This window comes from Ferviditalea candida (assembly GCF_035282765.1).
Taxonomy (GTDB): domain Bacteria; phylum Bacillota; class Bacilli; order Paenibacillales; family KCTC-25726; genus Ferviditalea; species Ferviditalea candida.
In genome coordinates, this window is sequence record NZ_JAYJLD010000027.1 from 13236 (window position 1) to 26699 (window position 13464).

A 13464-nucleotide genomic window follows, 5' to 3' on the forward strand; every position below is an offset into this window, starting at 1 on the left:
CAAGAAAATGGTGAGGGGAGGTTTACTGATTGATTAAAAAATTAAATGATGAAATCAATCGTCTGAAATCAATCGAGCATATAGTGGCAGAACGCGAGGACTTAATTATCGAGGTTGAACAACTCCGCAACCAACTAAGTGAAGCGGTAGAATGTATCAAAGAATTGATGTGGGTAGGCGATTCACACGGAAGACCATACTGCAACGAATGCCATGGATATAAAGAAGTTGGACATATGCCGCGTTGTTCTATTAACCGGCTCTTATCCCACATCCAAGGAAAGGAGAACCCACATGAGTGATCAAACCATCGCCCAACGACTCAGCATCGAGTATGATCGATTAGCGGACGAAAACCGGAAATTGCGTGAAGAAGTCGCCAGGCTTCGCGGTGCACTCCAGGGCGCTGCACAGGCAGCGAATATTGCGGGTGCGGAGTTGAAGAGGCTGCAGCGGGAAAGGGAAAAGCTGGTTGAGGGGTTGCGGACTTTTCTCGCAGAACTAAATCGCCGCTACAAAGAATCCCATCACAAATGGGAAACCGAGGCGGATTTATACGAACAAGGCATGGCAGCCGGATTCGATATAGCCGAGAACCGATTACGCGATATTCTCAAGGAAATCGGGGTGGAACCATGAACCTACTCGAACTTACAAACCAACTCATAACCATTTCCGACACCGTCCGGACAACCATGGAGCAGCTTGAGCAAGATCAAATTTTCGCTGACAAGGAATACAACGACCTGACGCATGCGCTTGAGTTGATCAGCTTCAGCGCCGTCGAAGGGTACAAGCTGGCCAAACAGATGCAGGACAACCGGATCCGCAGACGCAACGCCAAGAACCTGCGGGAGCAGCTGCAGCCGCTTTTTGAACTGGTGAACAAAAATCAAGTCTTTTTCCGGGAGCTGAAGAACGTCCATGCGCAGATTGAAACAACCATTGGCATCCAGCAAAAGCGAACCTACACGCCACGGGCCAGAGCAGACTTGTTTGAAAAGCAGGTGACGACATGAGCAAATGCCAATATCCCAACTGTCGCCATCCAGCTTCCGTCACTTGGGCTTTGGTGCCAGTCTGTCAGGAGCACTGGAAATCCATCTATCTCGAAACTGTGCAGTATTACCGCAAGGCAATCAGCCGGGAGCAGCGCGTTGTGTATGCGGAGATTGAGAGCTTGACACCCTGGCAGCGGAGGTGAGAGGACGTGAAAACCTGGTTTGATGTACTTGTCGAGCAGTATGCGGATGAAAAACATGACCTTGAACGATATCGGCAGTCGCTGGATCGGACAGATCTGAGCCAGAAAATAGAGTCCCAAACCGTCAGCGGCATGATCAGCGATTTGCAATTCTCCTTGACTTGGATGCGGAAAGGACGTCGGCCGGGAAGTCTGCGAGGGATCGACCGGCAGAAAATCTATCAGCGAACGGCGATTGGAGAGATGCTGCGTCCAGAAGAAAAACTGAAATTGCTAGATTTGCTTTTATCGATGTCGGACCGGGAACGCCAATGTTTTCTGCTGCATATGGCACAGGGGTTGACACATGAAGAAATTGCTGATAGATTAAAAGTGTCGAAAGGCACCGTGCAGACGTTTTTGAAAAGAGCTAAACGTAAGGTGCAGAAAGAGATTTAGCGGTTTTTGTCTTACTTTTGTCTTACTTTTGTCTTACAAAATGCAGTGCCATTAGTACGCCCAAAAACAGAAGTCACCCTATCGCGGGTGGCTTTTTTGCGTTGTCTTCGGAGGAGATATGGATGCAATTATTTACAAGAAGTATTTGCTTGAAAAAGAAACACCAAAGCAACCGGAGAAATGTGGTGGTTGCATCTGGGGAAAGTGGACCGGAACGAAACAGTCCTGTATGTTTCCAAGATGCGTCGGACCCGGATATGGACGATCTAAGCGCAGCGAGAGGAATCATTAACGGCATTCTCTTATCGATTCCCTTATGGATATTGCTTTTGTTAGCGAACTTTGAATTCGCAAACAGCTTTCAGGAATTTAGCGCCGTTGATAGTTACCGACAGTTCTGTATGCCGTTCAATTGGCCCGCCGTAATCGAGGATCCTGTCGTTTTGCAAAACGATTACAGGAACACCGAAGAACATCGCGTTATCAAAATCAAATGGTGATTTTAGAATATAACCGGATTTCATGGAATCGACTCCCTTCTGACAAAAATATTCGATATGTGGTAGGAAAAACCTTCCTTTTGTCGAAATGTGATAATTGGGGGTGTTGAAATTGAATATTGAAGCACTAAGGGATGAGGTATATTGGTTATTGCGAATCGGAGAAAAGATATTTGACGTTAACGACATCGTGTACTTTTCCCATAACGGGAATATTGCTAAGGCACCCAATGATATCGCTGATGTGTATAAATCAGGGAAAGATGCAAATTGGTTCAATTGGAATTCTTTTACCGTTTCTATTAAGAGCCATATAAATATTTATGAATCGTCACATCCTGAAGAATGGCGTGATTTAAAACCATTTATAAAATCATTAAGCGAGAAAGAATTAATCGCATTAAAAGAAAATGGCTCTTCGGATAGTTTGGTGGAAAAACCTCTGATGTAATTATGTTATAAAATCGGATTATGTAGTGGAATATCACACCCTAAAATGTTATAATTAAGTCATAAAAGGAGGGACGAGAGTGCGTGACATTAAGTTTAGAGCATGGGATACAGAAACTAAGGAAATGAGTTACGACTTCTTGGGAAAGAACTGGTTAAAGGTCTGCATTGAATCTCCATTCGTTGAACTTATGCAATATACCGGATTAAAAGACAAAAACGGCAAAGAGATTTATGAGGGTGATATAACAGTCAGTGAACATGCTTCTTATTCTATCCTTTGGGACGAAAACATGGCTCAGTTTAAAGCAAAGATCGAAAAGACTGATTCTGTTCTCACTAAAGGCTGTTCATTCCCTCTATGGCAGTACATTGAAAATAACGAGAAATGTAGGATTGAAGTCATTGGAAACATTTACGAGCACAAGGAGTTGATAAAGTGTGAGCATTGAAACGAAAATAAGAAACTTGATTAAGTACATGGATGATCATGACCAACCATACGAAGACATTTTTGAGGAAATAATTAAAGGCTCTTCGGAAAATATGGTGGAAAAGCCCTTAATGTAATTATAACATAAAATCGGATTATGCGGTTGAATTAACGTCCTAAAAATGGTATAATTGAAGTGTGAAAAACCCGTTTAGGAGGTGGTAAGAATGTGGCACGTAGTGATGTACTCAGCAGGCATTGGCAGTTGGTCTGCCGCTATGCGTGTAGCTGAAAAACACGGAACAGATAATCTCATTCTCCTATTCACGGATGTAAAACATAAGTTAGACCAACATCCGCACAGAGGAGAAGACCAAGATGCATACCGCTTCCTTGTCGAAGGAGCAAAGGTTATCGGCGGTAGGCTTGAATGGATATCCCGTGGAAAACATATTTGGCAAACGTTCGAAGATAACCGGTATATGGGCAACAGCAGGGTTGACCCTTGTAGTCGTGAATTGAAACGTGAAATGGCTCGTGAATGGGTAGAGAAGCATTTCAAACCTGATGAAGTAACCCTCTATATCGGTATCGATTGGACAGAAATGCACCGCTGCGCTTCTAACGAGAAGGCTTGGTATCCATACAAGGTTGAGTTTCCAATGTGCGAACAGCCTTATCTTGTGAAAAGCGATATGTGTCGTTGGGCTGAGTCACTTGGCGTTAAGCGTCCGAGGCTATATGAGTTAGGATTCTCTCATAACAACTGTGGAGGCTTTTGCGTAAAGGCTGGATTAGGACAGTTCTATAACCTCTTGAAGACAATGCCAGAACGGTACGCTTATCACGAATCGAAGCAAGAGGAGCTATTCTCCGTGCTTGGTAAGCGCGTTCCCTTTCTTCGGCAGACGGTTAATAGAAAGCTGCGATATTTAAGCCTTAAAGAGTTCAGAGAACAAGTTGAAGCTGGCAACCAAATTGATATGTTCGACATCGGCGGCTGTGGCTGCTTCGGTGATGTCGAGGAAGGAGACCAATATGCAACTGTCGCAGGATGAAGTCAACCTAATGCAAGACCTTGTGAAAAAACTCAGAAATGACGGTCTTGAATTAACCGCACAGACACTTGAAAAACTGCTCGCAATGAACACCAAGGAGCGTAGTTCATAAATGGACATTCTAAACCTATCGAAATTCAATGTAATGCAAGTAGCGGAGAACGAACACGACTTCCAGATACGGGTGGAGACAAACTCTCCACCTCTTGCCTGTCCTCATTGTGGCTGTGTAGCAAACCTTTACAAGCACGATAACAGAGAACAGCTTTGTATGGACTTGCCTATCCACGGAAAACGTGTAGGGCTTCTCATAAAGCGTCAGAGGTATCGTTGTAGAGATTGCAACCAAACCTTTTGGGAACGGTTAGACCATACGATAAATGAGAAGCGAAGCTGTACAAACCGCTTGCTATCGTACATCGAGAAACAGAGTATCAAGCGTACATTCACCAGCATTTCAGAAGATGTTGGGTTGAACGAGAAAACGATACGTAATATCTTTCGAGACTACATCAATCGCCTTGAAGAAACGCTTCGATTTGAAACTCCTAACTGGCTTGGCATAGACGAGATTCATATCATATCGAAGCCAAGGTGCGTTTTAACCAATATCGAGGAACGAACGTTGTTGGACATTCTTCCTAATCGTAATAAGGAAACGGTTGTGGGCTACCTCTCACGCCTTCCAAACAAGACGAGAATTGTTTATGTCACTATGGATATGTGGCAACCCTACAAGGACGCTGTGAAGGCTGTACTGCCAAAGGCAACTATCATCGTCGATAAATTTCACGTTGTCCGTATGGCTAACCAAGCGTTAGAAACCGTCCGCAAACAGCTTAGAGAGGGCTTGTCAGCAAAGGAACGGCGTGGGCTAATGCACGACCGCTTTATCCTCCTGAAACGCCACAAAGAGCTTACAGAGATGGATAAGATAACGCTTGACCTTTGGACAAAGAATCACCCCTCTCTCGGTACTGCGTATGACTTGAAGGAATCATTTTTCAATATTTGGGACAGCGATACAAGACAAAAGGCATTCCTCAAATATCACGATTGGAAAGCCAAGATACCGAAGGAACTACAATCCGCATTTGAGCCTCTTACAAAGGCTATGGCTAATTGGGAGACAGAGATATTCGCTTACTTCGACCATCGCATCACAAACGCTTATACGGAGTCTCTGAACAGCCTGATACGTGTTATGAATCGTATGGGTAGGGGATACTCATTTGAAGCCCTTAGAGCTAAAATGCTCTTTACAGAAGGTCTTCAAAAAGAACCCAAACCAAAATACAAAAAACGATTTGATGACCTCGAACGTTACGATATGAATTACCCTGTATTCGACAAAATGCCTCCTGCGGGAGTCGTTCGTGAACGTAGCGAATTGCCTCTTGGCATCGACATTTCCACCTTAATTGAGAAATTGGAGAAGGGCGAATTATAAGCCCTTTTCCACTATAAAATCCGAATACCCAAGAAAATTTGAGTAAGTTTTACTAAACACTCCATTACGAGTGTTTTTTATTTTGCAGGCCAGACTGTTACGCTTCGCTTCACAGACTGGCCAGATGCGGATGCTACGAAGCAAACCTTTGCGGGCGTCGCTCCGGCATCGTTGCTACGCAAAAACGGCTACTCAACCATGCCTGCGAGGGCGTTGGAATACTCCGGACCTGCTTAAAGGGGATCATCTGGGCAGTGATCCCGCCTCTTATCTCCGTGACCACAGCGGAGTAAGGTCCAGATCGTGGCGGTAAGCCCTCCACCGAAGCGAGAGAGGGCGCATTATTTCCAAATAGTGGGTCCTTCCAGCGTGCTGGCCTTATGCGGGTGCTGCGAAGCCCGAAATCCAACTAGATACAAATTTTTATTGGTTCATTTCGTTTCGCTATTCAAATAAATGCAAATAGATACATAAAAATTCAGACCGCAAAAAACCCTTGCTATAAAAGGGTTTTTCATTTTATTCGGCGCAATGGTTGAAGGTGGGTGAATCGAATGACAAAGCGAAAAGGCGGTACCGCACAAAACGAAATGAATTTTTCGACTGCTCAGCTTGCCGAATTACTTGGTCTGAGTCCGAGGCGGATCCAACAACTCGCCGAAGAAGGCGTTATCGTCAAAGTGGCGCGCGGGCAATACAAGGCAGCTGACAGCATTCAAAACTATATTCGCTATCTTCAGGAAAAAGAGCGTGCTACGAGTGATGACGAGATTGACTACTTTAAGGAGCGTGCGCTGCATGAGAAGGTAAAGCGGGAAAAAGCAGAGCTTGAGCTTGCCGTTATGAAAGGCGAGTTGCACAGATCGGAAGATGTGAAATTCGTCATGAACGATATGATTGCAGCATTCCGGTCCAAAGTTCTGGCATTACCATCAAAGCTCTCGCCTCAGCTAGCGGGAAAAACGGAGATTCCGGTCATACAGGATCTCCTCAATCGAGAAGTACAAGAGGCATTAACCGAACTATCCGAATACGACCCACAAGTCTTTTATGCGAAAAACGCGGATTATGTGGATGTGAGCGATGATGAGGAGGCCGAATAAAACATTCCGGTTATTCCGGGAGATCGCCAAAACAGTCGCTCCGCCGCCCAAATATACAGTTTCACAATGGGCTGATGCCAAGCGCCGTTTGTCGTCTGAGGCCTCAGCCGAACCTGGGCAATGGCGAACCGATCGGGCACCCTATCAGCGTGGCATTATGGATGCGATTAACGATCCAAACGCCGAAACAATCGTCGTAGAGTCATCGGCTCAGGTAGGAAAGACTGAAGTCTTGCTCAATATTATCGGGTATCACGTTGATTACGATCCAGCTCCGATCATGTTAGTGCAACCGACGCTCGAGCTTGCTCAAGCATTTTCAAAAGACCGCCTTGCTCCGATGCTTCGAGATTCGCCGGCGCTTCGAGGCAAGGTCAAGGATGTCAAGAGCAAGGATAGCGGCAACACAATGCTGCATAAGATTTTCCCTGGCGGTCATATTACGATGGCCGGGGCTAATTCACCGGCATCGCTTGCAAGCCGTCCAATTCAAATATTACTCCTGGACGAGGTGGACAGGTACCCCGTTTCCGCAGGAACAGAGGGCGACCCAGTATCGCTAGTCACCAAACGGACGACAACCTTCTGGAACCGGAAGATTGTCAAGGTAAGCACGCCAACGATCAAGGGTGCCTCACGAATCGAAGAGGACTATGAAAACAGCACGATGGAGCAGTGGTGCTTACCTTGTCCGAGCTGCGGAGAACATCAGCCGCTCCGGTGGCCGCAGGTCAAGTTCACCTATGACAAGGATTCCAAGGAATGCACAAGCGCTGAACATGCTTGCCGGTCATGCGGAGCACTTCACAGCGAGCGTGAGTGGAAATCCGGATCCGGAAAATGGGTTGCTCGGAAGCAGAGCCGGAAGGTTCGCGGGTTTCACCTGAACGAGCTGGCGAGTCCATGGAAGCGCTGGGAGACCATCGTCGAAGAATTCCACGAGGCCAAGATCGGCGGACCTGAAAAACTCAAGGTTTGGATCAACACCTCATTGGGTGAGACGTGGGAAGAGAAAGGCGACGGCGTAGAATCCGAGGATCTGGTGAATCGCCGAGAGTTTTATCAGGCAGAAGTACCTTCCCCGGTGCTGGTCCTGACGTGCGGCGTCGACGTTCAGGATAACCGGCTTGAATATGAGGTTGTTGGATGGGGGCTGGAAAAGCAGTCATGGGGAATTCAATACGGCGTGATCATGGGTGATCCTGGGCAAGGTTTTGTCTGGGAACAACTCGATCACGTAATCAATAAAGAGTACGTGGCTGGCGATGGCCAGAAGCTGCAAATCATGACGACTTGCGTAGACTCCGGTGGTCACTTCACTGAGCAAGTATATACTTACTGCAAGGAAAGGGAGCTTAAGCGTGTCTGGGCCATTAAAGGCAAGGGCGGCAGCGGGCTCCCTTTCATCATGAGGCCAAAACGTCGGAATGATGATGGTGTTTGGCTTTTTATTATTGGCGTTGATGTAGGGAAAGACACCCTTTCATCGAGACTTAAGGTCAAATCAGCCGAACTACCTGAGTTTTGTCATTTCCCATCAAATCCCGATCGTCATTATGACGAGGAGTATTTTGCCGGACTGACAGCCGAGCATCGTGTGATGCGGAAAGTAATGGGGAAGCCGGTATTCCATTGGGTACAAAAGCCGGGGAGCGGGCGAAATGAGCCGCTTGATCTCCGGAATTACGCTACAGCTGCTTTTGAAATCTTAAGTCCACCGCTTGAAATACTCCAGAGAATGCGGTTCGATTCAGGAAGTTCAGGAAGCCGACCGGTACCAAAAGAGCCTAAAAAAAGATCCGGCGTCGTGAATAAAGGCATTTCATTATAGAAAATGGGGTGAAGTCATGGCAACCAGACTTGAAACTCTGCAAATCCGCTTACAGCAGTATATAAACTGCGAAGCGGCTATTTTGGGCGGTGCACAGGAGTATATGATTAGTAACAGGAGAATGACGAGAGCCGGATTATATAAAGTGGCTGAAATGATTCAATATTTGGAACGGGAAATTGAGGTAGAAAAATCTCGACAAGCAGGTACCGGTAGAAATCGCGTATTCGGGGTGATTCCGCGTGATTTGTAGGGAGGGAGGTGAGCCATGAATATTATTGACCGCACAATCGCAGCCATATCGCCGAAATGGGCTGTTCAGCGCACCGCAGCTCGTCGTACATTAGATATTCTAAACTATGGGTACAGCGAAGGCGGGGCATCTGGACGAAAAAAGAGTATGCGCGGATGGCAAACCACCGCGGCAGGGCCTAAAGATGACGTCGATTTAAACTTATCTACGCTGCGGGCACGTTCACGAAGTCTTTATATGACCGCACCGATCGCGACAGCAGCACTCAAGACGAATCGAACGAATGTCATCGGTCCGGGACTCCGTTTGAAATCGCGGATCGATACGGATTTGCTCCGGATGACACCGGAAGAAGCGGACAAATGGGAACGGCAAGTGGAACGAGAATTCAATCTTTGGGCAAGCAAGAAGCAAAATTGCGACGCGCTTCGCCTAAATGACTTCTATGATATGCAGGGCATAGCGTTCTTGGGGACCTTAATGAACGGTGACGCTTTTGCTCTGTTCAAGCAGTCGCAACCAACTCCTTGGATGCCTTATCCATTGCGGATCCACCTTGTGGAAGCTGACCGGATATCAACGCCATGGCAAGATCTGACCGTGGCCGGTACCGTTGAAGGTAAGAACAAGGATAACGGAAACATGATCACATCCGGCGTGGAATACGACAGCACCGGTGCGGTGGTTGCGTACTGGATCTGCAATCTCTATCCAATTACGACTGGACTGGAGGCGGCCAAGCCACGCAAATGGGAGCGCATTGAGGCGTTTGGCGCCAACACTGGTCGTCCGAATACCCTTCATATCGCAGAATTCGAGCGCGCTGAACAGCGCCGAGGCGTTCCATATCTGGCACCGGTAATAGAGAGTTTGAAACAGATTACGAGGTATACGGAAGCAGAGCTTATGGCGGCTGTTATCTCGGGCATGTTCACGGTATTCATAAAGTCGAATGGTCCAGCTAGTGATCAGCCGCTTGGTAGTATGATCCCAGCTCAAGATCAGAACACGGCCAATAATGATCAGGCGGATTATGAGATGGGTACCGGTGCAGTGAATGTATTGAACCCTGGCGAAGAGATTCAAATCGCGAATCCTGGGCGCCCAAATGGAAATTTTGATATGTTTGTCAACTCACTAAGCAAATATATCGGTTCAGCTTTGGATGTGCCAGTGGAACTACTCTTGAAGTCATTCCAATCAAGCTATTCAGCGAGCAGGGCTGCTCTCTTGGAAGCTTGGAAGATGTTTCGTAGCCGACGGCAATGGATGGCCAAAGAATTCTGCCAGCCGATTTACGAAGAATGGTTATCATATGCAATCGCATCCGGACGCATTAAAGCGCCCGGTTATTTTTTGGACCCGACCATTCAGCAGGCGTGGGCGAAAGCGGAGTGGCACGGCCCGGCACCAGGGCAGATCGACCCGTCCAAAGAGGTTGAGGCCGCCGGAAAACGGATTGCGCTTGGTATATCGACCCGAGAACGCGAAACGATTGAGCTTGTCGGAGGTGACTTTGACCAAAACGTCAAGCAGCTCGCCCGCGAAAAAGAGCTTATGGATCAGGCGGGGCTCAGTCAAGACATTCCGGCGCAGAGCCCGAAGGCATCAGGGGAAGGGGGTGACTACCAACAATGACGAAGTTTTGGAGCTTCAAAAACCTGTCGGATGAAGAAGTTGAGCTCCGCATCGAAGGCGAGATCGTAAGTGATGATGATGCATGGATCTATGAATGGTTTGATATTCAGCACACATCTCCGAATGCGTTCCGTCAGGCTCTTGCCGAGCAAAAAGGGAAGAACATCTCGCTCTGGATCGACAGCTGGGGTGGCGATGTATTTGCGGCCGCGGGCATTTACAACGCACTGAAGGAGCACAACGGAAAAGTCACAGCCAAGGTCGACGGGAAGGCGGTATCAGCTGCTTCCGTAATCGCCATGGCCGCCAACGAGGTTTTGATGTCACCTGTCAGCGTGATGATGATTCACAATCCGTGGAGTATGGCGATGGGTGAGGCCAAAGATATGCGCCACGCAGCTGACGTGCTGGATGAAGTGAAGAACACCATCATCAATGCCTACCAACTCAAGACCGGCCTCAGCAGAAACAAAATCTCCAACCTGATGGATGCAGAGACCTGGATGAGTGCACGGAAGGCAATGACTGATGGATTCGCGGACGGCATGCTTTATTCGGACTCCGGATCTGAAGAAGAATCTGTTCAAAACTCGTTTTCATTCAGCGGTTTGGCCATCCAGAACAGTACCGATGCCGCTATGAAACGATTCTTTGAAGCCTTGAAGAACAACAAGATCATTCCTGAAGATAAGCACCTGAAAGGACGTGATGAAGAAGTGGAAATTAAAAACGTGGAAGAACTCAAAATGCAATTTCCCGATCTATGTAACCAACTGATCGAGAGTGTGAAAGCTGAGGGTGCGGAAGGAGAGCGAAACCGTCTTAGAGCGATCGATGAGATCGCATCAACGGTCCCGCAGAATTTGGTGAGTAAAGCCAAATATGAAACCCCGATGACAGCGGAGGCTCTTGCATTCGAGGCACTGAAAGCTAATGCCGCAGCTGGGCAGGCATTCGCAGCGCAACGAGAGAATGAATTGAATCCGAACAATCAAGTTCCGGCAGCATCCGACCCGAGTGCCCAGTCCAAGCAAGAACAAGAAACGGCGATCGTTGCCAAAATCGCGGCCGGCGCTAACCAAAAACGCGGAATGAAGGAGGGTAACAACCAATGACAGACCAACTTTACAGCAAACAAGCAGATTCCACAACGTATGATAAGCTGTTCGGAAGCATGCCGGGAGAGGAGATTCAGGTTAAATCTGTAAAGATCGCTTCCGGCCAGGGAAAGCTTTCCCGCGGGACGGTGCTTGGCATCGTCACTGCAACAAAGAAGGCCGTAATCGTGAACAGCGCGAACACCGATGGCAGCCAATCTGCAGATTGCATTCTCACGGATGACATCGATGCAACTTCTGCCGACGTGACGATTACGGCTTATAGCTCCGGCACTTTCAATCGCGATGCGCTTATCTTCGGCGGAACTGACACAGCCGACACTCATGAGACTCGCCTGCGCGAGTTCGGTATCTTTCTGAATCAAGTAATACCTTACTAAGGAGGCGATAACTTTGTTGAATCTTGATATCTATAAAACACAAACCATGTTAGCTGCCATCAATTTGATGAAGCCGGTTCGCACATTCTTACGTTCCACGTTTTTCCCGGGCATGACGACATTCGTAACTGAGGATGTACTGCTCGATTTCAAGAAAGGAAAGCGCAAGATGGCTCCTTTCGTGGCGCCGCGTGTTGGCGGTATTGCCGTAGAGCGCCAGGGTTTCCGGACGGATAAATACACCGCTCCAAAGATTGCACCGCAGCGCCAGATTACGATTGATGACATTATGAAGCGCGGGCTTGGTGAGAATGTTTTCTCGCAACGCACGCCAGCTGACCGGCAAACGGAATTACTCGGCCGCGATCTCGCCGAGTTGGATGATATGATCACCCGCCGCGAAGAGTGGATGGTTCGCGAGTTGATGTTCAGCGGTGTCATCAACGTTAAAGGTTATATCGACCACAACAATTCCAATTACGTGGATCAAGTGATTGATTATGGTGTGACTAACGTAGAAGCTCTTGCTGGTGCTGCCTTGTGGAGTGCAAGCACATCTACAAAGTTGGCTGATCTGAAGCGTTGGAGATTGCAAGTCATCCAGACCTCCGGCCGGGCACCGTCAATGGTTGTTTTTGGTCAGGATGCCGCTGATGCCTTCCTCTCCGATGCCGATGTTGCTGACAAGCTGAAGCAATTCAATAGCAAGCAACTGGAGATCAATCCTGCAGTGATGCCGGATGGAACCACATATCTCGGCCGCATTACCGATCTCGCACTTGATCTTTACACGTATGATGAGTGGTATGTCGATGATGACGGCACCGAGAAACCGATGGTACCGACGAACAAAATTCTGCTCGCGCGTCCGAACTCTGGTGAGCTTCTGTACGGCGCTGTGACCCAGATGGAGAACGGGCAATTCATGACCTATGAAGGTCCGCGTGTGCCGAAGTCTTGGTCAGACGACGAAAACGAACATCGCATGATCCGCTTGTCTGGTCGCCCGGTCCCGAAACCGGAAGATGTTGACAGTTGGTTCGTTGCGACGGTTCTGTAAGGTGGTGCCTTATGACGATTATCGCTAATACGCGCATCAGTGTAGGCAGCGGAAAGAAGCGGACCATGTATTTACCTGGTCAAGCTATTTCCGGATTGGATAAGGACGAAGAGCAGCGGCTCGTAGATGGCGGTCATGCCCGTTTCCCTGAAGTTGTGAAGGAAGAAAAGAAATCAACCAAGGAGAATACGGAAGAGAATGGTCCGAACACCGGTATCCCTGGAGTTGATCAGTAATGGCCTTCAAAGATTACGTCAACACGGACCTCTCGGTGTTTTTTAACACTGGCGAGTTTTCTGATTCCGTTACGATCGACGGCCAGCAGGTAAATGTCGTGATTGATGACGATCGTTTGAAAAAACGTTCCGCTGAATACGGCGGTGTATCGACCGGGATGATCCTTTATTTCGTCCCGGTTGCTGCTTTTTCAAGTCGGCCGCAGATCGGCAGCACGCAAATATTCAATAATCGCATGTATTGGGTTGACGATGTGAGTGAAACTGCCGGTGTCTATGAAATCGTCCTAAACCAGAACCGGGGTGAGTGAC

The 13464-nt window shown here is 47.9% G+C and carries 19 protein-coding genes; 18 read left to right on the forward strand and 1 reads right to left on the reverse strand.

What is annotated here, in order from left to right; translation table 11 throughout:
* Nucleotides 1-29 precede the first annotated feature (29 nt).
* The 5 genes from VF724_RS15635 to VF724_RS15655 are packed head-to-tail and all read left to right on the forward strand — an operon-like array spanning nt 30 to nt 1642.
* The gene (locus VF724_RS15635) at nt 30-302 is read left to right on the forward strand and encodes a hypothetical protein (RefSeq protein WP_371755189.1); all 273 of its coding nucleotides are present in this window, start codon (nt 30-32) and stop codon (nt 300-302) included.
* Nucleotides 295-639 (forward strand): hypothetical protein, encoded by a 345-nt coding sequence (locus tag VF724_RS15640; RefSeq protein ID WP_371755190.1) that lies wholly within the window; start codon nt 295-297, stop codon nt 637-639. The genes VF724_RS15635 and VF724_RS15640 overlap by 8 nt, the downstream gene beginning before the upstream one ends.
* Complete coding sequence (locus VF724_RS15645) at nt 636-1019, forward strand: hypothetical protein (RefSeq protein WP_371755191.1); 384 nt, start codon at nt 636-638, stop codon at nt 1017-1019. Before VF724_RS15640 ends, VF724_RS15645 begins: the two co-directional genes overlap by 4 nt.
* Nucleotides 1016-1204 carry a hypothetical protein gene (locus VF724_RS15650; protein WP_371755192.1) on the forward strand — a complete coding sequence of 63 codons (189 nt, stop codon included), beginning with the start codon at nt 1016-1018 and terminating at the stop codon, nt 1202-1204. The genes VF724_RS15645 and VF724_RS15650 overlap by 4 nt, the downstream gene beginning before the upstream one ends.
* 6 nt (nt 1205-1210) lie before the next feature.
* Entirely contained in the window at nt 1211-1642 is a 432-nt protein-coding gene (locus VF724_RS15655) for a sigma-70 family RNA polymerase sigma factor (protein ID WP_371755193.1), read from the forward strand.
* A gap of 332 nt (nt 1643-1974) precedes the next feature.
* Here the strand turns inward: VF724_RS15655 and VF724_RS15660 are convergent, their stop codons facing one another.
* Nucleotides 1975-2166: a hypothetical protein gene (locus VF724_RS15660; RefSeq protein ID WP_371755194.1), complete on the reverse strand. Its 192-nt coding sequence runs from the start codon at nt 2164-2166 to the stop codon at nt 1975-1977.
* 88 nt (nt 2167-2254) lie between these two features.
* Here VF724_RS15660 and VF724_RS15665 point away from each other — a divergent pair, with 88 nt between their 5' ends.
* The 13 genes from VF724_RS15665 to VF724_RS15725 all read left to right on the forward strand — a co-directional run bounded on the left by VF724_RS15665 (nt 2255) and on the right by VF724_RS15725 (nt 13463).
* Nucleotides 2255-2593, forward strand: a complete 339-nt coding sequence (locus VF724_RS15665; RefSeq protein ID WP_371755195.1) for a hypothetical protein — start codon at nt 2255-2257, stop codon at nt 2591-2593.
* 79 nt (nt 2594-2672) lie between these two features.
* On the forward strand, nt 2673-3044 hold the full coding sequence (locus tag VF724_RS15670) for a YopX family phage-derived protein (RefSeq protein ID WP_371755196.1): 372 nt from the start codon (nt 2673-2675) through the stop codon (nt 3042-3044).
* A 208-nt stretch (nt 3045-3252) separates the two neighbouring features.
* Nucleotides 3253-4083 carry a hypothetical protein gene (locus VF724_RS15675; protein WP_371755197.1) on the forward strand — a complete coding sequence of 277 codons (831 nt, stop codon included), beginning with the start codon at nt 3253-3255 and terminating at the stop codon, nt 4081-4083.
* A gap of 112 nt (nt 4084-4195) precedes the next feature.
* The gene (locus VF724_RS15680) at nt 4196-5533 is read left to right on the forward strand and encodes an ISL3 family transposase (protein WP_371755198.1); all 1338 of its coding nucleotides are present in this window, start codon (nt 4196-4198) and stop codon (nt 5531-5533) included.
* Nucleotides 5534-6087: 554 nt separating this feature from the next.
* Nucleotides 6088-6636 carry a hypothetical protein gene (locus VF724_RS15685; protein WP_371755199.1) on the forward strand — a complete coding sequence of 183 codons (549 nt, stop codon included), beginning with the start codon at nt 6088-6090 and terminating at the stop codon, nt 6634-6636.
* Nucleotides 6620-8467, forward strand: a complete 1848-nt coding sequence (locus tag VF724_RS15690; RefSeq protein WP_371755200.1) for a phage terminase large subunit family protein — start codon at nt 6620-6622, stop codon at nt 8465-8467. Before VF724_RS15685 ends, VF724_RS15690 begins: the two co-directional genes overlap by 17 nt.
* A 16-nt stretch (nt 8468-8483) precedes the next feature.
* Complete coding sequence (locus VF724_RS15695) at nt 8484-8720, forward strand: DUF6148 family protein (protein WP_371755201.1); 237 nt, start codon at nt 8484-8486, stop codon at nt 8718-8720.
* 15 nt (nt 8721-8735) lie between these two features.
* Nucleotides 8736-10358 carry a phage portal protein gene (locus VF724_RS15700; RefSeq protein ID WP_371755202.1) on the forward strand — a complete coding sequence of 541 codons (1623 nt, stop codon included), beginning with the start codon at nt 8736-8738 and terminating at the stop codon, nt 10356-10358.
* The gene (locus VF724_RS15705; RefSeq protein WP_371755203.1) at nt 10355-11473 is read left to right on the forward strand and encodes a head maturation protease, ClpP-related; all 1119 of its coding nucleotides are present in this window, start codon (nt 10355-10357) and stop codon (nt 11471-11473) included. Before VF724_RS15700 ends, VF724_RS15705 begins: the two co-directional genes overlap by 4 nt.
* The gene (locus VF724_RS15710) at nt 11470-11856 is read left to right on the forward strand and encodes a head decoration protein (protein ID WP_371755204.1); all 387 of its coding nucleotides are present in this window, start codon (nt 11470-11472) and stop codon (nt 11854-11856) included. Before VF724_RS15705 ends, VF724_RS15710 begins: the two co-directional genes overlap by 4 nt.
* Before the next feature lie 13 nt (nt 11857-11869).
* Entirely contained in the window at nt 11870-12916 is a 1047-nt protein-coding gene (locus tag VF724_RS15715) for a major capsid protein (RefSeq protein ID WP_371755205.1), read from the forward strand.
* Nucleotides 12917-12927: 11 nt separating this feature from the next.
* Complete coding sequence (locus VF724_RS15720) at nt 12928-13152, forward strand: hypothetical protein (protein WP_371755206.1); 225 nt, start codon at nt 12928-12930, stop codon at nt 13150-13152.
* Nucleotides 13152-13463, forward strand: a complete 312-nt coding sequence (locus VF724_RS15725; RefSeq protein WP_371755207.1) for a hypothetical protein — start codon at nt 13152-13154, stop codon at nt 13461-13463. Before VF724_RS15720 ends, VF724_RS15725 begins: the two co-directional genes overlap by 1 nt.
* Nucleotide 13464 lies beyond the last annotated feature (1 nt).

Bases quoted from the DNA above. Each gene is read 5' to 3' on its own strand.
- VF724_RS15660 (WP_371755194.1), bottom strand. From the start codon at position 2,166: ATGAAATCCGGTTATATTCTAAAATCACCATTTGATTTTGATAACGCG.
- VF724_RS15675 (WP_371755197.1), top strand. From the start codon at position 3,253: ATGTGGCACGTAGTGATGTACTCAGCAGGCATTGGCAGTTGGTCTGCC.
- VF724_RS15725 (WP_371755207.1), top strand. From the start codon at position 13,152: ATGGCCTTCAAAGATTACGTCAACACGGACCTCTCGGTGTTTTTTAAC.
- VF724_RS15705 (WP_371755203.1), top strand. From the start codon at position 10,355: ATGACGAAGTTTTGGAGCTTCAAAAACCTGTCGGATGAAGAAGTTGAG.
- VF724_RS15695 (WP_371755201.1), top strand. From the start codon at position 8,484: ATGGCAACCAGACTTGAAACTCTGCAAATCCGCTTACAGCAGTATATA.
- VF724_RS15710 (WP_371755204.1), top strand. From the start codon at position 11,470: ATGACAGACCAACTTTACAGCAAACAAGCAGATTCCACAACGTATGAT.
- VF724_RS15640 (WP_371755190.1), top strand. From the start codon at position 295: ATGAGTGATCAAACCATCGCCCAACGACTCAGCATCGAGTATGATCGA.
- VF724_RS15690 (WP_371755200.1), top strand. From the start codon at position 6,620: ATGAGGAGGCCGAATAAAACATTCCGGTTATTCCGGGAGATCGCCAAA.
- VF724_RS15680 (WP_371755198.1), top strand. From the start codon at position 4,196: ATGGACATTCTAAACCTATCGAAATTCAATGTAATGCAAGTAGCGGAG.
- VF724_RS15645 (WP_371755191.1), top strand. From the start codon at position 636: ATGAACCTACTCGAACTTACAAACCAACTCATAACCATTTCCGACACC.
- VF724_RS15685 (WP_371755199.1), top strand. From the start codon at position 6,088: ATGACAAAGCGAAAAGGCGGTACCGCACAAAACGAAATGAATTTTTCG.
- VF724_RS15720 (WP_371755206.1), top strand. From the start codon at position 12,928: ATGACGATTATCGCTAATACGCGCATCAGTGTAGGCAGCGGAAAGAAG.
- VF724_RS15700 (WP_371755202.1), top strand. From the start codon at position 8,736: ATGAATATTATTGACCGCACAATCGCAGCCATATCGCCGAAATGGGCT.
- VF724_RS15650 (WP_371755192.1), top strand. From the start codon at position 1,016: ATGAGCAAATGCCAATATCCCAACTGTCGCCATCCAGCTTCCGTCACT.